The following is a 22,831-nucleotide window of genomic DNA, read 5'->3' as shown; positions in this document are numbered from 1 at the left end:
TGTACCTACTCCTGTAAACTGAGTATATGTTAAAACAACAACATCATTTAAGAGTGCAGTACCTTTCTTAAAAAGGACTACCTTGCTCGAACAGCATCTCCAGAAAGGAGGTGTTCCAGCCGCACCTTCCGGTACGGCTACCTTGTTACGACTTAGCCCCAGTCACCGGTTTTACCCTAGGACGCTCCTTGCGGTTACGCACTTCAGATACCCCCAGCTTCCATGGCTTGACGGGCGGTGTGTACAAGGCCCGGGAACGTATTCACCGCGCCATGGCTGATGCGCGATTACTAGCGAATCCAGCTTCACGGAGTCGAGTTGCAGACTCCGATCCGAACTGGGAGTGGCTTTGGAGATTAGCATCTTGTCACCAAGTAGCTGCCCTTTGTACCACCCATTGTAACACGTGTGTCGCCCCGGACGTAAGGGCCGTGCTGATTTGACGTCATCCACACCTTCCTCGCATCTTACGACGGCAGTCTTGTTAGAGTCCTCAGCCTGACCTGTTAGTAACTAACAATGTGGGTTGCGCTCGTTATGGCACTTAAGCCGACACCTCACGGCACGAGCTGACGACAACCATGCAGCACCTACATACATGCCATTGCTGGCTTACATCTTTCAACGTAATTCATGTACATTTCAAGCCCGGGTAAGGTTCCTCGCGTATCATCGAATTAAACCACATGTTCCTCCGCTTGTGCGGGCCCCCGTCAATTCCTTTGAGTTTCACCGTTGCCGGCGTACTCCCCAGGTGGATTACTTATCGCTTTCGCTTAGTCACATACGGTATATCGCATACAACTAGTAATCATCGTTTACGGCGTGGACTACCAGGGTATCTAATCCTGTTTGATCCCCACGCTTTCGTGCTTGAGCGTCAGTTATGGCTTAGTAAGCTGCCTACGCAATCGGAGTTCCTCGTTATATCTAAGCATGTCACCGCTACACAACGAATTCCGCCTACTTCATCCATACTCAAGACTCCCAGTTTCAACGGCAGTTTCGGAGTTAAGCCCCGAGATTTCACCGCTGACTTAAAAGCCCGCCTGCGCACCCTTTAAACCCAATAAATCCGGATAACGCTCGCATCCTCCGTATTACCGCGGCTGCTGGCACGGAGTTAGCCGATGCTTATTCGTACAGTACATGCAATAAGGGACGCGTCCCCCTTTTTATTCCTGTACAAAAGAAGTTTACAACCCATAAGGCAGTCTTCCTTCACGCGATTTGGCTGGTTCAGGCTCTCGCCCATTGACCAATATTCCTCACTGCTGCCTCCCGTAGGAGTCTGGTCCGTGTCTCAGTTCCAGTGTGGGGGACAAACCTCTCAGTTCCCCTATCCATCGTTGCTTTGGTGAGCCGTTACCTCACCAACTGGCTAATGGAACGCATGCCCATCTATAACCGATAAATCTTTAACAAATATCTCCATGCGGAGCCCCTGTTTTATGCGGTATTAGTCCGAATTTCTCCGGGTTATCCCCCTGTTATAGGTAGGTTGCATACGCGTTACTCACCCGTGCGCCGGTCGCCATCAAAGTATTGCTACCCTATGCTGCCCCTCGACTTGCATGTGTTAGGCCTATCGCTAGCGTTCATCCTGAGCCAGGATCAAACTCTTCTTTGTATATTCTTTTTTTTAACCTTTTGATCCTGTTCAAGCGTTTTTATTTTACTATTGGGTAATAGTAATTGACGGTAGCACCTTTTTTTACTATCTCTAGCTTTTTATCCAAACCCCAAACTTAACCAGGGTTCAGACTGTGTACTACACTCTATAATGTTGTTATTTCATAATCTCAAAGATCGCTTTCTCTACTCCCATAAACTCCCCGCTGCCGAAGAGCCTTTTAGTGGTAAAGCGGGTGCAAAAGTAGAAAACAATTCTTTACTCTCCAAATATTAAACAACCTTTTTTTAATTATTTTTTTACATAATCACTAACCAAGATAACTATTACATTAATCAACAACATGTTATTAAACACAAAAAAGTTTATACGGATCACAATATATTTTTGAAAACGGGCTTTCAAAAACAAGTTCAGTCATTTTTATGTTTTATATTATGTCTATGGTAACCTTTATATATCATATAAATCACTACTTTTACGCAAAATAACACCTAAATAACCAATTTATGATCTATGAACAGCTAATTAACCCTAAAAGCATCGTAGTTGTAGGCGCATCTGATAACATTTTGAAACCCGGAGGAAGCGTCCTTCACAATTTAGCCACCGGAACATTCGATAAGGATTTATACGTTGTTAATGCCAGAGGAGGCTCTATACAAGGCATAAAGGCATATGTAAGCATTGAGGAAATCCCCGGAACAGACCTGGCTATCATCTCCGTACCTGCAAATCAATGCCTACAAACCGTAGAATACCTGGCCAAAGAAAAAGGGGTAAAAGCCTTCATTGTTTTCTCGGCAGGATTCAGCGAGGAATCTGAAGATGGAGCTAAATTGGAAAAAGAATTAGTAGACATAGTCAACAAAGCCGGGGCAATTATGATCGGCCCTAACTGCTCAGGCTTCTTCAATACGAAGCATCAGAGCATTTTCACCCGTCCGGTTCCAAACCTGGACCCTCAAGGCGTGGATATCATCTCCAGTTCGGGAGGAACTATTACATATATTATTGAATCGGCCATGAGAATCGGCTTAAGATTCAACTCCGCATGGTCTATAGGAAATGCGGCACAGGTAGGCGTAGAAGATATTCTGGAATTCTTGGACAACGAATTCGATCCTAAAAGCAGCCCTAAGATCAAATTATTATATCTGGAAAAAATCGCAGATCCAGACCGCTTTCTCAATCACTCAGCATCCCTCATCCGAAAAGGCTGTAAAATTGCAGCCATAAAATCAGGCAGTTCCAGTTCAGGCAGCCGGGCAGCCTCATCACACACGGGAGCCATAGCAAGTTCCGACTCGGCAGTCGAAGCCCTTTTTAGAAAAGCAGGAATCATCCGCTGCTATTCCAGAGAAGAACTCGCTAATGTAGCTGCCGTCCTCACCCTTAAAGAAATAAAAGGGAGAAACCTGGTTATCATTACCCAGGCCGGAGGGCCCGCGGTTATTCTGACAGACGCCTTATCGAAGGGAAACATTGACGTTCCTGAGATGGACAAAGAACTTGCTGCGGAACTGAAAGGACATCTTCTCCCGGGAGCTGCCGTATCGAACCCGATAGACATCATCGGCACAGGGACAGGAGAACATATGGCTATCTGTATCGATTTTTGCGAAAAGCGCTTCAAAGAAATTGATGGCATAGCCGTAATATATGGCAACCCTGGTGTAAGCAATGTCGCCGAGGCATATGAAATACTTGACCAGAAAATAAGAACATGCAGATTACCTATTTACCCGATCCTTCCTTCGGTTATCGCCGCTTCACAGGAAATGGACAATTTTGTAAAAAAAGGGCATGTAAACTTCACTGACGAATATGCTTTAGCAAACGCCCTATCGAAAGTAGTATCATGGACTCCCCCGTCGGTCGGAAAAATGGAGGATATAAAAATAGACATCCCCCGCATCAGAAATATTATAGATAATGCGCCGGACGGATATATAGACAGTGATACAATCAGGGAGTTATTTGATGCAGCAGGAATACCGCAGGTACAGGAACTGGTAACAAACGACAAAGATAAGGCTATCAACTTTGCTAATAAAATAGGCTATCCGATAGTGGCAAAATGCGTGGGCCCGGTACACAAATCGGATGTCGGAGGAGTGGTTCTCAACATAAGGTCGGATAATCATCTTGCTCTCGAATTTGACAGATTAATGAAAATACCGGCAGCTACAGAAGTTATGATACAACCGATGCTTTCGGGACAAGAATTGTTTGTAGGCGCAAAATATGAATCAAAATACGGACATATTGTCTTATGCGGGCTGGGAGGCATATTTGTGGAAATATTGAAAGATGTAGCATCAGGCCTGGCTCCTCTAAGCTTCAATGAAGCGTCATCCATGATACGTTCGTTAAGGGCGTACAAAATAATACAAGGTACCCGAGGACAAAAAGGATTAAATGAAAAACTATTTACAGAAATAATCGTCCGCTTATCTATACTGTTAAGGTTTGCTACCGAGATAAAAGAAATGGACATCAATCCACTTCTGGCAAACGAAGAGAAAGTTATTGCCGTAGACGCAAGAATAAGAATAGAGAAATTGCAGGTGATACCCTGAATCATAAAGGACAGTGTTTGCAAAAGCCGGACACTGTCTTTTCTATAAAATAGCATCCAGCCTTTGCAATGCCGCCCACATCATCGGAGCCAAAGGATCTTCCAGAGAGAAGAAACCGCCGCAACAAGACAATAAGCGAATATTCTGCCGCTATATCTGCAGATTAAAAAACTACTTAAGAAGACAAAAAATAAGTTTATTAAACAATATCGACTTTTTAGATGTTAATTAACAGTTGATTTGTTGTTTTTCCTCTTTAGAAGTATATATTTGTAGTATTATTATGGAAAACAAAGAGATGGATTTGATTAAGTATCATTCATTGTTAGAAACAGCACTTTAAGTAAGCTACAGTCTCAATATTTAGTTAGTCATCTCAAATTTAACGTACTACATTCTTAACATTATGAGAATTGGAATAGATATAGATGGCACAAGTATGCGGCTGGGAATTGTTGACGGAGGTCAAATATTCCGCAAGCTGGTAGTTCCTACAAAAGCCGAAGAATCGGAACATGCGATCATAGACCATCTGATAGAAACGATCGGAACAATCATAAACTCTAATATCCGCGGTATAGGGATAGGAGTATCCGGCATTGTCAAGACCGGAAAAGGGATTATCCAGGATGCAATCAACATTCCATCGTGGAAAAAAGTCCCTTTAAAAGATATCCTCGAAAAAGAATTCAGAATTCCGGTTTTTGTTAACAATGATTCCAACTGCTTCGCTTTTGGAGAACGCTACTATGGAGAAGGTACTCTTTACCGTGATCTTGTCTGCGTAACGTTAAGTATAGGAGTTGGAGCGGGTATTATCATAAATAACGAATTATATAACGGATACAATACGGGAGCAGGGGAAATAGGAAGTCTTCCATACCTGTACTCCGACTATGAACGTTATTGCGGCCAGAAATTTTTTGTACGGAATAATACGACCGCTAAGGAAGCTTATGAACTTGCACTGCAAGGAGATGCAAAAATGTTAGCTCTATGGAATGAACTGGGTGAGCATATAGGCAATCTCATGAAAACAATCCTTTTCACTTATGATCCTCAAGCTATTATCCTGGGCGGCAATATAGTAAAAGGCTATGAACTCTTCGCGGACAACATGTATGAAAGCGTATATAAATTTCCTTTTAAAGAAACGGTTGAGCGTGTGAAAATCCTTTTATCCAAGAGGGAAGATATCAACCTGCTCGGAGCCGCAGCTTTAGTTGTTTAGGTCAGTTATTCCGAATGTTTATTCATAAATAATTATATATAAAACCTTTAATATGAGATTAGATCTAAGTTCGCAAATTGTATTGGATAGAGTGCCTCTGCGTTACTACCGTCCGGAAAATGAATTTGAGCTATCTGCCCTGACCCGCTACGAAAAAGTACCTACCGAGATTTATGAGTCCTCTGTAGAAGCATCTTTGCATATAGCGAGAGAAATAGCCCGAAAAATCAAGGAGAAACAAGCTACAGGCTCTCCGTTCGTGCTCGGCCTTCCGGGAGGACATTCCCCTCAAACAATCTATCAGGAACTTATCCGCCTGCACAACGAAGATGGATTGAGTTTTAAGAATGTAATCGTATTTAATATATATGAATTTTATCCTATCGCTCCCCAATCGAACAGTAACCTGAAGCTATTAAAAGAATCATTGCTGGATTATGTCGATATAGACCCAAAAAATGTGTATTCGCCGGATGGTTCCGTATCGAAAGAAGAAATACTGAACTACTGCAAAACATATGAACAAACAATCCGCAATGTGGGAGGAATAGACTATCTTCTCCTCGGTTTGGGGCGTGCAGGCAACATTGGTATCAATATTGCCGGTTCGAGCATGAGTTCGCAAACGCGTCTGATCCTATTAGATGTACAGTCAAAAAAAGAGGCGGTCAACACATTCGGCTCTATAGATAAAGTTCCGGTTAGCGCTGTTACAATGGGCGTAGCCACAATCATGAAAGCGAAGGAGATCGCTCTTATTGCATGGGGCGAAGACAAATCAAAGAGCGTGAAAGATGTCGTAGAGGGAACACTTTCCGATTCCATACCCGCTTCATGTTTGCAGGCGCACGAAAATGCCAAGGTGCATATCGACCTGAATGCCGCATTTGAGCTCACCCGCATCAACCACCCGTGGCTGGTTACAAACTGCGACTGGAACAACAAGCTTATCCGCAGGGCGATTGTATGGCTCTGCTTCAAGGTAAACAAACCTATCCTGAAACTGACCAATAAAGATTATCAGGATAACGGATTAGAGGAATTATTAGCCTTATACGGCTCGGCATATAACGTGAACATCAAGATATTCAACGACCTCCAGCACACCATCACCGGCTGGCCGGGAGGAAAACCCAACGCTGATGATACCAACCGCCCGGAAAGGGCTAAACCATACCCGAAGCGTGTCATAATTTTCAGCCCGCATCCCGATGATGATGTCATATCTATGGGAGGGACATTCAAAAGGCTGGTAGATCAAAAGCACGATGTACATGTAGCTTATCAAACATCGGGCAATATTGCCGTAGGTGATGAAGAAGTCATCCGTTATGTATCTTTTCTTGAGGACGTAAGAAGAAAATACGACGCAGGCAACGATGCTTTGGAGAAGAAATATGCGGAGATACTTCAATACCTGCTCCACGACAAGGAAGAAGAAGATATAGACACTCCCGACATCCTGTTCCTGAAAGGACATATACGCCGTCAGGAAGCTACAACAGCATGCCGCTATGTGGGTATGGACACACATAAAACAACCTTCCTCGATCTTCCTTTCTACGAAACGGGACGCATCAAGAAAAACCCTATATCGGAGGCCGATGTGGAAATAGTGAAGAAATATCTGCAATCGGTCCAGCCACACGAAGTATTTGTAGCAGGAGACCTGGCCGACCCGCACGGGACACACAAGGTATGCCTGGATGCCATTCTGGCAGCAGTAGACGAACTGAAGGGTTCAGAATGGCTCAAGGAATGCCGTTTCTGGATGTATCGTGGCGCATGGGCTGAATGGGAAATAGACCATATAGAAATGGCTGTACCTATCTCTCCGGAGGAATTACGATCTAAACGGAATGCGATTCTAAAACATCAATCACAGATGGAAAGTGCGCCGTTCCTGGGAAATGATGAACGTCTGTTCTGGCAGCGTTCCGAAGACAGGAACAAGGCTACAGCAGAATTGTACCGCCAGTTAGGACTTGCCTCTTATGAAGCTATTGAAGCTTTCGTAGAATATCATCCCCTATAAATTACAGTTAAAAGGCAAACCTTTCAGGATATAAGAGCCATTATTGGAAGGTTTGTCTTATTTTTTGCCATAATATTAAAACACTGATATATCATGAGACTAATTATTCAACCCGATTACAACTCCTTATCCCAATGGGCAGCAAACTATGTGGTAGCCAAAATCAATGCCGCCAAACCAACAGCTGAACAACCGTTTGTACTGGGACTGCCAACAGGCTCCTCTCCACTGGGGATGTACAAAGGTCTGATTAAACACTATCAGGAAAAACGGGTTTCATTCAGGCATGTAGTCACATTCAACATGGATGAATATGTCGGATTGCCGAAAGACCATCCGCAAAGCTACTATACATTTATGTGGGACAATTTCTTCAATCATGTAGATATAGATGCCGCCAATGTAAATATACTCAATGGCAGCGCGCCGGACCTGGATGCAGAATGCGCTGCTTATGAGGCAAAAATGAAGGCCTTGGGCGGTGTGGACTTATTCCTTGGAGGAATAGGCCCGGACGGGCATATAGCATTCAATGAACCGGGTTCATCCTTATCATCCCGTACGCGTATCAAAACATTAACCCACGATACAATTATAGCCAATTCCCGCTTCTTCGACAATGATGTGAACAAGGTTCCCAAAACATCGGTGACGGTGGGCGTAGGTACTATCCTCGATGCAAAAGAAGTCCTGATTATGGTAAACGGACACAACAAGGCCCGGGCGCTGGCTCAGGCTGTAGAAGGCGCCGTTAATCAGATGTGGACCATCACTGCCCTGCAACTGCATCCGAAAGGAATCATCGTATGTGATGAAGCTGCCACGGACGAACTGAAAGTGGGTACATACAAGTACTTTAAAGATATTGAGAAAGACAATCTATAAAGATCTCACACCTTGTTGTTACTCCGGCAGGTACAAATGCAAAAGTAACACCTGTTCTAAGTACATGACAAAATTTATATGCTGCCCTTACAGAGCGTTTACCTAAGATCATTATTTTCCCCTTTCAAATCGCACCCTGTAAGGGCAATATATAGAGCGGCATTCTATTTTTGTCATGTATTAAGTGCCTGTTTCATTTTAGCTGATAACTATTAGCTTTGGTTATCGCACAAGTGACTTTTTCAGTTATCAGTCAACAACTCGTAAGATGTAAAACTTTGCGTCTTTGTGTGAAACAAAACAAAACGCCAGCCAACTTGTAACTCGTAACTGCCCAAAGGGCGCAGAAATAACATTCGCCGAAGCGAAGGCGAGGCAAACTTGTAACTATAAAAAAGGTAACAAAAGTAACAGAAATATCAGTTAACAGTAAGCAGTAAACAGTGAACTAACTTGTAACTCGTAACTGCTTTAATCAATCTTTCAAAGAGCGACCGGCCATCGGCCGTTACATATAGATAAATATCTTTTATATTACTGCAATATACCTCACAAATTCTTGTAACTTTACGTGTTAATATGTTTTTTGACAGGTAAAATGACTGATTTTTCACAGACCGATATAAAGTTTTTAGCCGGAGTAGGCCCCAAAAAGGCCGAGATACTAAATAAAGAACTTAATGTATTCTCGGTAGAAGACCTACTCTATTACTTTCCCTATAAGTATATCGACCGCAGCCGCATCTATTTTATACACGAAATAGATGGCAATATGCCTTATATCCAGCTCAGGGGAAGAATAACAGGATTTGAAACCCATGGAGAAAGACATAAGAAACGGCTTGTAGCCCACTTTACCGACGGTACGGGATACATAGATCTGGTTTGGTTTCAGGGAGCAAAATTTATAGAAGATAAGTACAAACTGAATTTACCCTATATTGTTTTCGGCAAACCGACCATGTTCGGAGATAAATTCAATATCGCGCACCCCGACATAGACCCGTATATAAACGAAGAAGAACGGCCGGCTGGCCTGATGCCGTATTATAATACTACGGAAAAGATGAAAAATCATTATCTGAATTCCAAAGCGATTCAGAAAATGATGGCTGCCGCCTTTACTTCCATTATAAGAAACCTGCAGGAAACATTACCCGGAAAGGTTATACAGGACGCCCGCCTGATGGATCTGAAACAGGCTATGCGAAATGTGCATTTCCCCGAAAATGCTGCACTGCTGCGGGAAGCCCAGTACAGGCTTAAATTTGAGGAACTATTTTATATTCAACTCAATATACTGAGATATACAGCCGACCGTAAGTCAAAACTGAAGGGTTTTGTATTTACAAAGGTAGGCGGCTACCTCAATACGTTCTACGAACAGAATCTCCCGTTCCCGTTGACCAATGCCCAAAAACGCATAATAAAGGAAATACGGCAGGATATGGCCACCGGCGAACAAATGAACCGCCTGTTGCAAGGTGATGTCGGCAGTGGAAAAACACTCGTAGCGCTCATGCTTATGCTGATAGCTTTGGACAATGGTTTCCAGGCGGCGATGATGGCGCCCACCGAAATACTGGCGACTCAGCATTATTACACTATCAGGGAATTCCTTGCAGGGATGGACGTGAATGTGGAACTACTGACAGGCTCTACAAAGAAAAAAGACAGGGAACGCATACACAGCGGCCTATTGACCAATGACGTGCAAATCCTCATCGGTACACACGCCCTGATAGAAGACACCGTACAGTTCGGCAATCTGGGGTTGGTAGTGATAGACGAACAACACCGTTTCGGAGTCGCCCAGCGGGCAAAACTTTGGACAAAAAACACCAATCCTCCCCATATACTGGTAATGACAGCCACTCCGATCCCGCGTACACTGGCGATGACCGTATACGGCGACCTTGATGTCTCTGTAATAGATGAGTTGCCTCCGGGACGAAAACCCATTCAGACCATCCACCAGTATGATAAGAAGCGGGGCGCGCTGTACGAATCCATCCGCAAACAATTACAGGAGGGAAGACAGGTATATATTGTGTATCCACTCATAGAGGAGAGTGAAAAACTGGACTTAAAGAATCTGGAAGAAGGCTTCGAACATATCAAAGAAGTATTCCCCGAATATACGGTATGCAAAGTACATGGCAAGATGAAGCCGAAGGAGAAAGATGCGGAAATGCAGCGTTTTGTTACTAAAGAGGCCCGGATAATGGTGGCTACTACCGTGATCGAAGTCGGTGTGAATGTACCGAACGCCTCGGTTATGGTAATAGAATCGGCGCAACGGTTCGGACTTTCGCAGTTGCACCAGTTACGAGGGCGTGTAGGACGCGGAGCCGACCAGTCTTATTGTATTCTGGTCACTCCTTACGAGTTATCGGCTGATACCCGCAAGCGTATCAACATTATGGTAGAAAGCAACGACGGGTTTGAGATAGCCGAAGCCGACCTTAAACTGCGTGGCCCGGGCGACCTTGAAGGTACTCAACAGAGCGGTATCCCCTTCAATCTGCGGATAGCTAATCTGGTACGTGACGGTGAAATAGTACAATATGCACGGGAAATCGCACAAAATATACTGGATGAAGACCCGTTGATGGAGAAGCCTGACAACCTCATCCTGCGAAAACAATTGCGCAAACTGGGAGGAAACAGGTACAACTGGGGCCAGATAAGCTGAATTCCTTATCTGACCATTTCTTTTTCCAATTTGGAAATATGGAAATCCAGGTGTTTTACTTTAAATTCTGTCTCTTCTATTTCTTTGGGTTCAACTCCTTCTTTCACCCTGAGTTTCGAAAGGTAATTATCCAGACTGGCCTTATACAGCTTAAAGTATTCCAATGCTTTAAGCTTATCTTCAAGGTAATTCTCCGCAATATTCCCAATCATATAATAGAGATTCATTTGCTGATTTTCTCCGCCATATGCCAGGGCTTTGGTGTATGAATCCACTGCTTCCTTATAATGCGAACCTTTATCATATGCCGAACCCAGGTTGCGATAATAAAGGTATAGGGTCAGGTCGGGAGGGATAGTCCTGCCTAAAAGCCGCAAAAAGTGAGGAATCGCTTTTTTGTGTTCACCCATATCATTGCAGGTCACGGCCAGGCAATAAAGTACATTGTTATTTGTCGTATCCTGCTCATATGCCCTTTCGAGAAAAGGTTGCGCATTGTAGCTGTCGTTAAGTGAATAGTATGCCAATCCGAGACTGCGGTTTACAATCAGTGAACTGTCCCCTTTTTCGTAACACTTTTCAAATTTAGCTATTGCTGTTTCATAATCGTCTATACTATAATAACTAAGGGCATTCAGCAGATTCATCTGTTGATCGGTGGTATCCATCTCCATATACACATCCGAATAGGTTACAGCCTCGAGCGACCGCCTGTTTTTCAGGCATAGGTTCACAAGGCTTGCAGCCGAGAATCCATCTTTCGGATTAACCTCCCATGCTTCTTTAAAATATATCATGGCACTATCGGCTATATTCATCTTCTCGAAGCACTGCCCCACCCTTTTCAGGGCGTTCGTCATCATATGATCTTTGCTGATATGCCGGAATAGGTCCAATGATTCTTTATATTTTCCCTGTTGATATAACAAATCGGCTTTCTGCATCTTGAAATATACATTTGCAGAATCGAGGCGGATAAGTCCGTCGTAACAATCAATGCTCGCTTGCCGCTGGGAAAGAGCCTCATAGCAAACAGCCATTTCTGTTATAATTTGCAGATCGGCAGTATATTCTTTCGATAAAGGATATAATATTTCCAGCGACCTCTGATAATCACCCAACGCTTTATAGCACAAAGCCTTCCGGATAAGCAAATCCCTTGTTTGCTCCTGTGTTTCTATATAATCCAGCGCCTTCTGATATTGAAAGCTGCGCAAATAACCGGATAACAGATTCGGGTTATCCTGAGAGAACAGATAACAGGAACAAAACAACAGGTAACACAGGATGGTCCTCAATTTCTTCATCTTTAAAATATAATTCAGACAGCTTCTAAAAAGAGAGGCAGAAAGTGCTGGTCCCTGCCTCCGTCAAATAAGTAGTATTAATGGTCAGCCTTCACATATCCTATTTTTTCTCGTCTTTCTTTAATTTGTAAACAATAGGTAATGTAAAATATACATCCACAGCCTGTCCATTCTGCTTACCAGGTGTCCACTTCGGCATGGATCTGACTGTACGTGCCGCCTCTTTGTCCATATCCGGCTCAATCCCGCGGATAACCGAAACATCGCTTATCTCACCTGTACTCCTCACAATGAAGCGGACAGTCACACGTCCCTGAATACCATTCTTCTGAGCCGACTCAGGATATTTCAAATTATTGCTGATAAATTCATGCATTGCCTGCTCGCCTCCGGGGAAAGAAGGCATCTGTTCCACCGTTATAAAAGGCATCATCTTATCATTTGGTGAACCCTCCTTCAAGGATGCCACTCCCACTTCTTTCTCCGGAGCGGCTCCATAGCCCACCACGACAATTTCATTCGGTTTACCGCCGGATTTCACCTTATCAGTATTACCGCCTGCAAGTCTGAAAACGATAGGTAATGTATAGTACACATCCACCGCTTTTCCTCCTTGCTTGCCGGGTTCCCATTTAGGCATGGATTTCACGATACGGATAGCCTCTTTATCCAATAGAGGGTCGACACCTCTTATTACTTCGATATCGGATATTTCACCTGTACTCTTTATCACATAGCGGATAGTGACTCTTCCCTGGATACCTTTGGCCTGTGCCTCCACAGGATATTTCAGGCCATCCGCGATAAAACGCTGTTGAGCGTCCAATCCTCCGGGAAATGAAGGCATCTGTTCTACCGTCACATATACATCACCTTTCTTTTGAGGCGCCTGATTACCATCCATCACTTCGGTTATTCCATCTATCGAGAAATTATCTAAAGACGTGGTTGCCTGTACAGCATTGCCTAAAAGCAATGCCGTGCCTACCGGAATAACCAACAGGTATTTTATGGATGTAAATATTGAGCTTTTCTTTTTATTCATCATCGTAATTCTTCTTTTTAGTTGTGATACATTGAAATTATTAATAAGTGGTATACCGGTACTTCTATTTGAGACTTGTAATAATATATATTGATATTCCTTTGAGTCGACTCCCGATTCCAGTACTCCTTTATCTGCCAGGTACTCCAGGTTCAGTTTTATTTCTTTCTTCAGTAACCACGCGAACGGGTTCCACCAGAAACAGATACATAAGATTTCGGATAGTACTACATCGATGGAATGATACTGATTCACATGCACTTGCTCATGTGCTATTATCTCGGCCAATTCGAACGGATTGTGAGCATCGGAATTAATAAAAATCCAGTTAAAGAAAGAAAACGGAGAAGTCCGCCTGTCTTTCATTTTTATGATGCGGTACGTAGATAGTCTTTCAGTCTCATTTGCCACCCTTAGCTTAACCAAGCTGAATAACTGTATTATAAATTTAACGGCATAAAAAGCCGATACAGCAGCAAGTATTACCAAGACAACAGACCATATACCCATTGTCGCCTCCATCGAAGTCTCCGCATCAACGGCGCTCCCGACTTCAATATCTGACAGCCAGTATGTAGGAATCTGTACAGAAGTATTACTGCTGGCAGGCATTTCTATCGCAATAACAGGAAAAAAAAGGGAAAAAAGGATAGCGGAAAAGAAATAGGCTCTTCTTAGTTTAAAGAATGTGTCTCTTTTCAGGCAAAGCATATACAAGCCATAGAACAGCGCCAGAGCAACTGACACCTTAATAAGATATATTAGAATTGTGTTATCCATGGTCGCTCAGATTATAGTTAACTTTTCCCCTTTTCTATCATCTTCATTATTTCCTGTAATTCCTCCGGAGATATTTTTTCCTCTTTTACAAAGAAAGAGACAAGCTCTTTGTATGAGTTTTCAAAATAACTTTTCACCACATTCGACATAAATGCCTTCTTATACTCATCTTCTTTGATCTTGGGAGTATATACCCATACATTACCATACTTCTTAGAGTGCAGGTATCCTTTCTGCTCCAGATTGCGGACAATAGAAGCAACTGTTGTATAAGGAGGCCTGGGATCGTCCATTTCATTTATAATATCTTTTACTACACATTCGCTAAGCTGCCAAATATGCAACATTACTGATTCTTCCTGGTGAGTAAGCTTTTCCATAAAATACAAAATTGACGTAAATCTACTATTTTTTCGTAAATATACGGATATTTTTTTATTTGCAAAATATATAAGCCTTTTTTAAAGGTCCGGAATGTTAAAAATCAACAGTAAAGATTCTCAAAAACAGATCATTCAAAAGGATAAATCATACGCCAGCTTTGTCAAAAGTAGCATAAGTACCACTAACAGCATAGGCCTGACGATTTTTTGCCCGTTCTTAATAGCCAGTCCGCTACCGATATAATGCCCGGCGATAGCGCATAAGGCGGCAGGTATTCCCACAACAAAAAGAACCTTTCCTTCTGCAAGAAATACAATTAACGATGCTAAATTCGATGTCAGATTAACCAGCTTCGCATTCCCCATACTCGTCAGCAAATCCAGTCCCAGAACCGAAGTATAAGCCAAGATAAGAAAAGTGCCTGTTCCGGGGCCGAAAAAACCGTCATATCCGCCGATAACAAAGCCGATCAGAGACGACAGCGTGATTATTCTGGCTTTCGAAAAATTTTTCGAAGCTATGTTCGAAAAATTCTTTTTCTTAAAAACAATGACGGCAATAACCGGAATACCGGCAATAAGGATATATCGCAGAATTCCGGCATCGAGACAAACCGCAATTTTAGACCCTATGGCGGAGCCTATAAATGCAAACAAGATGGACGGTATTGCACTTGTCAGGTCATAACTCTTATTCCTGATAAAACGCATTGTACTGAAAAATGTACCTATACAGCTGCTGAACTTATTCGTTCCCAATGCAAAATGAGGAGGCAGGCCGGCGACATTATAGGCCGGCAATGAGATCAGGCCTCCCCCGCCAGCAATACTGTCGATAAATCCGCTGATAAATATTAAAGGACAGATTATTAGCAATTGCTCCGTATAATCCATTATCCCGGTGTATAGTTTATAGTCATTTGCATACAAGATGGCCGGCTAATCATTATTAACTATCGGATATATTACTTCATTACTTCACAGCGGCCAACACCTTATTCTTCAGTGCAGTAGCCACAAATTCTTTCAGATAGAAAGGTTCGAAATAAGCCACATTTACAAAATCTCCGGCGGCATAGGCCTCCTCAGCCAGACCAATCATATTGAAAGCACGCGGATAGACATTGTCTAAGAACAAAGCCGCTTCACTTTTCAATACAGCCTTACATTTTTCCGCGCCATTACCAAAGAAAACAATCCTCTCCTTGCCAAGATAACCGGCAAAAGAATTTTCGTCAATAATATCGGCACTAACAGGGCGAACTTCCTGTAATTCTTTATTTAACAATACATCGTACACTTCCATCCGGCGGGCATCTATCATCGGACAAAGCAACGTATAATCCTGTAAATCTTTCATTTTAGATACGCCGTTTGCCATTATTTTTAAAGAATTAAGGGCAATCAACGGGATATTCAGCCCAAAGCAAAGCCCCTTCGCTTCCGATACACCAATACGAAGCCCTGTATATGAACCGGGACCACAACTTACCGCCACAGCATCCGGTTTCAGATTCTGCGCGCGAAGCATTTCCATTGCTTCATCTACAAATGTACCCAGTAAAACCGCATGAGAAGGACCCTTCGTTTCTTCTTTTTGGAAAACCACCCGCCCGTCTACGGACACCGCTACGGAACACACTTCTGTAGCTGTTTCTATATTTAATATGCAAGGCATAATCTTGTATTTCATTTAATTCAGAAACAAAATTACATAATTTCTGACAAAAGTATTTCATTCACAAAGAATCAGATGTACAATTTAATTCTTTTTTGTACATTTGAAATTCCGAATAATAACCGGGATAATAACATTCCAAGCCCGTTAATGTTTGCCCGGCAATAGAAATTAAAGAAATAAATTATATATGAGTAAGAACAAAGCTCCGCACAAAACCGATAAGAGAAAATCAAAAGCAGATATAGTAAACAGCGTCGTAAATTTTTTCAATAGAAACTCAACCGAGTCGTTCAGTCCTAAACAAATCACAGAAAAGCTGGGATTCAAAAAACCTGCTGAAAAACAATTAATCACAAATATACTGTACAACCTGCTCGAAGACGACTTCATCGTAGAACCTGTACGCGGAAAATATAAATCGAACAATCGCGGGCTCTTCCTCGAAGGTACATTCGAAAGAAGGAGTAACGGAAAAAACTTTTTCAAACCGGATGACGAAAGCAATAATATCTTTATAGCCGAACGAAACTCGGCGCATGCCATGAACGGCGACCGTGTAAAAATACAAATATTGGCCAAACGTAAAGGACGTGATACGGAAGGCGAAGTACTGGAAATACTCGAACGTAAGCAAACAACCTTCGTAGGCACACTGGATGTTCAGAAACAATTCGCCTTTCTGGTAATGGACAGTAAAATACTGGCTAATGACATATTTATACCCAAAGACAAACTGAATGGAGGTAAAGACGGAGACAAAGCTCTGGTAGAAATAGTGGAGTGGCCTCAGAAAGCAAAGAATCCGATAGGGAAGGTATTGGACATACTGGGACAGGCCGGAGAGAACAATACAGAAATGAATGCCATCTTAGCCGAATTTGGCCTGCCATATAAATATCCTGAAAAAATAGAAGCTTTTGCCAACAAGATACCGGATGAAATCACCCCGGAAGAAATCGCGAAACGTGAAGATTTCAGAAATACACTCACATTTACAATAGACCCGCGCGATGCGAAAGACTTCGATGACGCCCTCTCTATCAAACAGGTTAAGAATGGCCGTTGGGAAGTCGGGGTACACATCGCCGATGTGACACACTATGTGCAGGAAGGCGACATTATAGACAAAGAAGGCGAAAGCCGGGCCACATCTATTTACCTGGTCGACAGAACGATCCCTATGCTTCCTGAGCGGCTCAGCAACGGACTGTGTTCGCTTCGTCCGCACGAAGACAAATTATGTTATTCAGCCATATTCGAACTCGATGACGACGCGAATATAAAGAAGAGCAGAATTGCCCGCACAGTCATACATTCCGACAGGCGCTTTACGTATGAAGAAGCGCAGGACATTATAGAAACCGGCGAGGGCGACTACAAGGACGAAATGCTGAAATTGAACGACCTTGCTAAAAAGTTACGGACAAAACGTTTCGATAACGGAGCAATCGCGTTCGACCGCCATGAAGTCAGATTTGAAATAGACGAAAAAGGAAAACCAATCAGCGTATATTTTAAATATGCTAAAGATTCGAATAAGCTGATCGAGGAATTCATGCTTCTGGCTAACCGTACCGTTGCCGAATTCATCGGGAATGTACCGAAAAATAAGAACGCAAAAACATTTGTTTACCGTATCCACGACCTGCCGAATGCGGAAAAGATGGAGAACCTTTCTGAATTTATCCGCCGGTTCGGATATAAAATAAAAGTGGACGGATCGAAAACGAATGTATCAAAATCTATCAATCACCTGTTGGACGAGGTAAGCGGAAAGCCGGAAGAAAATCTGATCTCTACCATTGCCATCCGTGCCATGGCCAAAGCGATATACTCTACGGTCAACATCGGACATTACGGGCTGGCATTTGAGTATTACACTCACTTTACCTCCCCTATCCGCCGTTATCCCGACATGATGGTTCACCGTTTGCTTACCCGCTATATGGATGGCGGACGCAGTGTGAGCAAACAACTTTATGAAAGCAAATGCGAACATAGTTCGGAAATGGAACAACTGGCCGCAAATGCCGAAAGAGCATCTATAAAATACAAACAGGTAGAATATATGTCCGACAAACTGGGACAGGTATTCGACGCTGTTATTTCAGGAATCACAGAATGGGGCCTATATGCCGAAATAAATGAGAACAAATGTGAGGGAATGATTCCTATCCGCGATCTGGATGATGATTTCTACGAATTCGACGAAAAGAATTATTGTTTGCGCGGACGCCGCAACAAACGAACCTACAGCTTGGGCGATCCTCTGAAAATAAAAGTAGCACGGGCAAACCTTGAACGTAAACAACTGGATTTTGCCTTGGTAGAGTAAACATACAAAGCAGCACGCCATTTTGATGTTAAAACCGGCGTGCTGCTTTGCTTAAATACTTAAAATGGCTATTTTCGTAATCTATATACCGTTAACATTATTTCTAACAGATACATAAGAAAATGACACAAAAACCTTCAGGAAGACTATTGTCTCTCGATGTACTCCGTGGCATCACTATCGCCGGAATGATAATGGTAAACAATTCCGGTGCGGGAGAATACACCTACGCCCCGCTAAAACACGTTGCATGGGATGGGTTAACCCCTACCGACCTCGTATTTCCGTTCTTTATGTTCATCATGGGAATATCCACTTATATTTCCCTTCGGAAATTTAATTTCGAGTTCAATACTCCGACTCTTCTCAAGATACTCAAACGCACCATTGTCATATTCTTAATCGGACTGGGACTTTCGTGGCTCGGATTATCATTCCGTACATACCACATGCTGGAAGCTGACAACCTGGGATTCTGGGAGCGCTTTTTCAGGTCAATAACGGACTTCGACCATCTCCGTACGTTAGGGGTGATGCAACGGCTGGCCTTGACTTACGGCGCTGCATCCATTATAGCTATTACCGTAAAGCATAAATACATCCCGTATATAATCGGCACAACATTGATCGCCTACTTCCTGCTTCTTCTGTTTGGAAACGGGTTCGAGAAAAGTGAAAACAGCATCGTATCCATAGTAGACCGGGCTATACTGGGAGTGAATCACATGTACAAAGATTCGGGACTGGCTCTAGACCCCGAAGGGCTGTTAAGCACCATTCCGGCCATAGCCCATGTCCTCATCGGATTCTGTTGCGGTGAGCTCATAATGAATACCAAGGACAATGACAAACGGATATCCCGGCTGTTCATTGCCGGAACGATACTCACTTTTGCCGGATTTTTACTCAGCTACGGATGCCCTATCAACAAGAAGATATGGACGCCTACATTCGTTTTGGCAACATGCGGGCTGGCCTCCCTCCTCCTCGCCTTGCTGATCTGGATAATAGATATAAAAGGGCACAGGAAATGGAGCGTTTTCTTCGAATCATTCGGGGTTAACCCTCTATTTATATATGTTATGGCCGGAGTACTGGGCACGCTGGCCTATCAGGCGGTATTCCCGTACAATGGAGAATACATCTCAGCCAAAGGGTATATATATTCCGTTCTGCTCCAACCATATCTGGGCGATTATTTCGGCGCCTTGATATATGCTCTCGTTTTTGTAGGCCTTTGCTGGATCGTAGGAAATATTCTTTATAAGAAGAACATCTATATAAAAATATAATCGCGATATTTTTCAAAAACTGATCCGATGCAATGCATCAGGTGACCAATAAAATCTAATACAATATTTTTCGGTTGCAACATACGGGAAACGAATCAATATGTGCCATTCGGGATATAAAGGGCAATATTGTTGTAACAAACGATGGCACTCAGCCTCACGATAGCTTGTTTAGTAACTTCGTTTATAATAGAAACGGCGACCCTATCGGTATCTGCAAAGACGCTTCTTATAGAAATATATTTGAAAATATAAGAAATATTACTTTGTAGGTTTTATCCCTAAGAAAATGAGTCTTGTCATACTGAACTTTGAGAATATCCAATAAATTAATAATGGAATGAATAAGGCAAAAACAAATCTAATCAGAATGTTAGGCGTATAATATTGAAGTATATATAGCTGTATAAATTGATGTAGATACATTATCGGCATTGAGGCTTTACCCGTATAAGATAGGATATTTGTAATAAATCTATATTTTGATATTTGTTGAGATAAAAGAACAATACCTAATATTAGAATTATGCCAAGCAAAAAGGAAATTACGGGTACACCATAATTAGTATATTTTATATTGATTGAAACAATGGGATATAAAAAACATACAATCATTGATATAGCGGATAGGGATACAATTAATATCTTTTTACTTATTATTACATTCTCATACTTCTTTATTAAATACCCACTCGAAAAAATCGGCAGGGTGTATAATAAAAGGTTCAAAGCCCACGGTAATGAAAGTGTTTGAAAAAATATATAGTTCACGTATGCAAGTAATAAAAATAAGCAAGCAATCAAGATTAAAAGCCTTTTATTGCATTTGGTAAATAGAAAATTAAAGAATTGTTGTGTAATAAAAAAGCAAGTAATAAACCAAAATATCCCTGTCCAGCCTGCAAGTTTTGTACCTCCCCATAGAAATAAAAAAACTGAATGCTTTAGATTATAGTAAATGTAATTAGTTCCATATTGAAACATAAAAATAATCAATAAAAAAATGAAGTAGGGAATTAATAGAGAAATACTCTTATTATAAAGATATTTAGCGCATTTCCTTTCAGGCTTATATAGATAGCCGCTAATAAAAAAGAATAAAGGCATATGAAAAAGGAAAATGAATTTATGTATAAATCCATCATTAATAATATGTGCTATAATAACACAAATTATACCAATACCTTTAAATATATCTATCCAATTAATTCGATTATTCACATAGCAAAAATAAATATTAAAAGCGATTAATTATGCTTTAAATACTGTTTAATTATCTTTGTGCAAATCATATCTCTTTATTGTAGATGTGATTTGCATTTTTTTTGTACTTTTTATTTTGAAAAACTGGATTTTTCATTTTCGCGATTATATATGTGCCCCCGCATTCAACAATATTGTAACAAATTATTTTCATTACTTTATTTCAAACTTTAAGATTATTTCCCTAATTTTAGAACTTAAAAAAACAACAAATACAAACAAACCATTTTAATTTATTAATTTTTTTAAACCTTACACTATGAACAAGTATTCCATTAAGGCTTTCATTGAAGAAACAGCACAAGACGAGTCAAAAAACGACTTTTTCCAATTAGAGAGCCCATACATGCTTGAGCTTAATATCAACAACCAAATGGTAATGTTGAAAAAAGGAGCAATGGTAGCTTATACCGGAAACGTGAAATTTGAAAGAGAAGGTATGCTGAGCAAAGGTATCGGCAACCTGCTTAAAAAAACCATGTCGGGTGAAGGCACCACAATGATGAAAACAACAGGTACCGGACGCATTTATGCAGCCGACGTAGAGAAAAGAGTGCGCATCTTATACCTGGAAAACGAATCTATCAACGTGAACGGCAATGATATCCTTGCACACGAAGAAGGAGTTAAATCGGAAGTAAAAATGATGAAAAGTGTTGCCGGCATTATGGGTGGAGGTTTATTCCAGGCACGCCTGAGCGGAACCGGACACATTGCCATCACAACTCACGGCAATCCGATGACACTGATCGTTAAACCGGGACAGCCTGTATTCACAGATCCTAACGCCACAGTAGCATGGTCAGGCAACCTGACCCCTCAGATGAAAACCGATATTTCCCTTAAAACATTTATTGGACGAGGCAGTGGTGAAAGCTTCCAGATGATGTTCGAAGGCGAGGGCTGGGTGATTATTCAACCTTGCGAAGAAGTGTACGGAGCTCCTCAGTAAACATTTATCTCAGATAATTATAGGAACGGGACAACGGCAGTTTTCCCGTTTTTTCTTTTTTAGACATTTAAAATACCATCATTATGATAGACAATCAACTGATTTATGCTACTTTTGCAGTTTAATAACAATTTAGAGTAAAATCATCTATGAAAACGGTGACTATTAAGGATAAAGAATTTGATCTTTTTCTCACGGAAGAAGTTATAGAAAAAGCGATTGACAATGTAGCTGCCAGATTGAATAAAGATTTGGCCGGCAAAGACCCTTTATTCATTTGCGTGCTGAACGGTTCGTTTATGTACGCCTCTGAATTGATGAAGCGTGTATCTATTCCTTGTGAAGTATCTTTTGTAAAGATGTCGTCTTATAAAGGAACTTCTTCGACAGGGAAAATAAAAGAAATATACGGGCTGGAAGAAGATATTAAAGGCCGTACAGTTGTCATCGTGGAAGACATAGTAGATACAGGTTATACAATGTCATTAATGCTCGAACAATTGGTTTGCGACGAGCCGGAAGAAATACTGGTAACTACACTTTTGCTCAAACCCGACGCTTTGAAGTACGACATCAAACTGGACTATGTAGCATTGGAAATACCTAGTGATTTTATTGTTGGTTTCGGTCTCGATTACGACGGATACGGGCGTAATCTTCCCGATATATATAAAATAAAGAACTCTTAAATATAAATCTTGCAGGCCATACTCTTACAAACCGTATAACCGG

15 protein-coding genes and 1 rRNA gene are annotated in these 22,831 nt (G+C 41.8%); 9 read left to right on the top strand and 7 right to left on the bottom strand.

Going from position 1 to position 22,831, the window contains the following annotated elements:
* Positions 1–103: 103 nt before the first annotated feature.
* Positions 104–1,630 (bottom strand): 16S ribosomal RNA (locus ACYQ3L_RS22825).
* Positions 1,631–2,142: 512 nt separating this feature from the next.
* On the opposite strand from ACYQ3L_RS22825, the gene ACYQ3L_RS22820 reads away from it, so the two are divergent.
* The 5 genes from ACYQ3L_RS22820 to recG all read left to right on the top strand — a co-directional run bounded on the left by ACYQ3L_RS22820 (position 2,143) and on the right by recG (position 11,061).
* A complete protein-coding gene (locus ACYQ3L_RS22820; RefSeq protein WP_379999599.1) occupies positions 2,143–4,215 on the top strand; it encodes an acetate--CoA ligase family protein in 2,073 nt (690 codons plus the stop codon).
* Positions 4,216–4,621: 406 nt separating this feature from the next.
* Entirely contained in the window at positions 4,622–5,446 is an 825-nt protein-coding gene (locus ACYQ3L_RS22815) for an ROK family protein (protein ID WP_379999601.1), read from the top strand.
* Positions 5,447–5,498: 52 nt separating this feature from the next.
* Positions 5,499–7,481, top strand: a complete 1,983-nt coding sequence (locus ACYQ3L_RS22810) for a glucosamine-6-phosphate deaminase (protein ID WP_379999603.1) — start codon at positions 5,499–5,501, stop codon at positions 7,479–7,481.
* Between the two features lie 93 nt (positions 7,482–7,574).
* Positions 7,575–8,366, top strand: a complete 792-nt coding sequence (nagB, locus tag ACYQ3L_RS22805) for a glucosamine-6-phosphate deaminase (RefSeq protein ID WP_379999605.1) — start codon at positions 7,575–7,577, stop codon at positions 8,364–8,366.
* A 598-nt stretch (positions 8,367–8,964) separates the two neighbouring features.
* On the top strand, positions 8,965–11,061 hold the full coding sequence (recG, locus tag ACYQ3L_RS22800) for an ATP-dependent DNA helicase RecG (protein ID WP_379999607.1): 2,097 nt from the start codon (positions 8,965–8,967) through the stop codon (positions 11,059–11,061).
* A gap of 5 nt (positions 11,062–11,066) precedes the next feature.
* Here recG and ACYQ3L_RS22795 read toward each other — a convergent pair whose 3' ends face one another.
* The 5 genes from ACYQ3L_RS22795 to tsaB form a co-directional block, all read right to left on the bottom strand.
* A complete protein-coding gene (locus tag ACYQ3L_RS22795; RefSeq protein ID WP_379999609.1) occupies positions 11,067–12,368 on the bottom strand; it encodes a tetratricopeptide repeat protein in 1,302 nt (433 codons plus the stop codon).
* A 100-nt stretch (positions 12,369–12,468) separates the two neighbouring features.
* The gene (locus ACYQ3L_RS22790; protein ID WP_379999611.1) at positions 12,469–14,193 is read right to left on the bottom strand and encodes a TonB family protein; all 1,725 of its coding nucleotides are present in this window, start codon (positions 14,191–14,193) and stop codon (positions 12,469–12,471) included.
* Positions 14,194–14,210: 17 nt separating this feature from the next.
* Positions 14,211–14,573: a BlaI/MecI/CopY family transcriptional regulator gene (locus ACYQ3L_RS22785; protein WP_379999614.1), complete on the bottom strand. Its 363-nt coding sequence runs from the start codon at positions 14,571–14,573 to the stop codon at positions 14,211–14,213.
* 135 nt (positions 14,574–14,708) lie between these two features.
* Entirely contained in the window at positions 14,709–15,470 is a 762-nt protein-coding gene (locus ACYQ3L_RS22780) for a TSUP family transporter (RefSeq protein WP_379999616.1), read from the bottom strand.
* 79 nt (positions 15,471–15,549) lie between these two features.
* Complete coding sequence (tsaB, locus tag ACYQ3L_RS22775; protein WP_379999618.1) at positions 15,550–16,254, bottom strand: tRNA (adenosine(37)-N6)-threonylcarbamoyltransferase complex dimerization subunit type 1 TsaB; 705 nt, start codon at positions 16,252–16,254, stop codon at positions 15,550–15,552.
* A gap of 190 nt (positions 16,255–16,444) precedes the next feature.
* On the opposite strand from tsaB, the gene rnr reads away from it, so the two are divergent.
* Positions 16,445–18,592, top strand: coding sequence for a ribonuclease R (gene rnr, locus ACYQ3L_RS22770; RefSeq protein ID WP_379999620.1), 2,148 nt, complete (start codon positions 16,445–16,447; stop codon positions 18,590–18,592).
* 122 nt (positions 18,593–18,714) lie between these two features.
* A complete protein-coding gene (locus tag ACYQ3L_RS22765; protein ID WP_379999622.1) occupies positions 18,715–19,884 on the top strand; it encodes an acyltransferase family protein in 1,170 nt (389 codons plus the stop codon).
* Between the two features lie 261 nt (positions 19,885–20,145).
* On the opposite strand, the gene ACYQ3L_RS22760 is transcribed toward ACYQ3L_RS22765, so the two are convergent.
* The gene (locus tag ACYQ3L_RS22760; protein ID WP_379999624.1) at positions 20,146–21,105 is read right to left on the bottom strand and encodes an acyltransferase family protein; all 960 of its coding nucleotides are present in this window, start codon (positions 21,103–21,105) and stop codon (positions 20,146–20,148) included.
* A 301-nt stretch (positions 21,106–21,406) separates the two neighbouring features.
* On the opposite strand from ACYQ3L_RS22760, the gene ACYQ3L_RS22755 reads away from it, so the two are divergent.
* Together ACYQ3L_RS22755 and hpt are read left to right on the top strand one after the other, a co-directional pair.
* A complete protein-coding gene (locus ACYQ3L_RS22755; protein WP_379999626.1) occupies positions 21,407–22,099 on the top strand; it encodes an AIM24 family protein in 693 nt (230 codons plus the stop codon).
* Positions 22,100–22,248: 149 nt separating this feature from the next.
* Complete coding sequence (gene hpt, locus ACYQ3L_RS22750; RefSeq protein WP_379999628.1) at positions 22,249–22,788, top strand: hypoxanthine phosphoribosyltransferase; 540 nt, start codon at positions 22,249–22,251, stop codon at positions 22,786–22,788.
* Positions 22,789–22,831: the final 43 nt, after the last annotated feature.

This window comes from Dysgonomonas termitidis, assembly GCF_054657735.1.
The sequence above is the reverse complement of the archived record's forward strand: the minus strand, read 5'-3'. Positions and strand labels throughout refer to the sequence as shown.

Bases quoted from the DNA above. Each gene is read 5' to 3' on its own strand.
- ACYQ3L_RS22820 (WP_379999599.1), top strand. From the start codon at position 2,143: ATGATCTATGAACAGCTAATTAACCCTAAAAGCATCGTAGTTGTAGGC.
- ACYQ3L_RS22815 (WP_379999601.1), top strand. From the start codon at position 4,622: ATGAGAATTGGAATAGATATAGATGGCACAAGTATGCGGCTGGGAATT.
- ACYQ3L_RS22810 (WP_379999603.1), top strand. From the start codon at position 5,499: ATGAGATTAGATCTAAGTTCGCAAATTGTATTGGATAGAGTGCCTCTG.
- nagB (WP_379999605.1), top strand. From the start codon at position 7,575: ATGAGACTAATTATTCAACCCGATTACAACTCCTTATCCCAATGGGCA.
- recG (WP_379999607.1), top strand. From the start codon at position 8,965: ATGACTGATTTTTCACAGACCGATATAAAGTTTTTAGCCGGAGTAGGC.
- ACYQ3L_RS22795 (WP_379999609.1), bottom strand. From the start codon at position 12,368: ATGAAGAAATTGAGGACCATCCTGTGTTACCTGTTGTTTTGTTCCTGT.
- ACYQ3L_RS22790 (WP_379999611.1), bottom strand. From the start codon at position 14,193: ATGGATAACACAATTCTAATATATCTTATTAAGGTGTCAGTTGCTCTG.
- ACYQ3L_RS22785 (WP_379999614.1), bottom strand. From the start codon at position 14,573: ATGGAAAAGCTTACTCACCAGGAAGAATCAGTAATGTTGCATATTTGG.
- ACYQ3L_RS22780 (WP_379999616.1), bottom strand. From the start codon at position 15,470: ATGGATTATACGGAGCAATTGCTAATAATCTGTCCTTTAATATTTATC.
- tsaB (WP_379999618.1), bottom strand. From the start codon at position 16,254: ATGCCTTGCATATTAAATATAGAAACAGCTACAGAAGTGTGTTCCGTA.
- rnr (WP_379999620.1), top strand. From the start codon at position 16,445: ATGAGTAAGAACAAAGCTCCGCACAAAACCGATAAGAGAAAATCAAAA.
- ACYQ3L_RS22765 (WP_379999622.1), top strand. From the start codon at position 18,715: ATGACACAAAAACCTTCAGGAAGACTATTGTCTCTCGATGTACTCCGT.
- ACYQ3L_RS22755 (WP_379999626.1), top strand. From the start codon at position 21,407: ATGAACAAGTATTCCATTAAGGCTTTCATTGAAGAAACAGCACAAGAC.
- hpt (WP_379999628.1), top strand. From the start codon at position 22,249: ATGAAAACGGTGACTATTAAGGATAAAGAATTTGATCTTTTTCTCACG.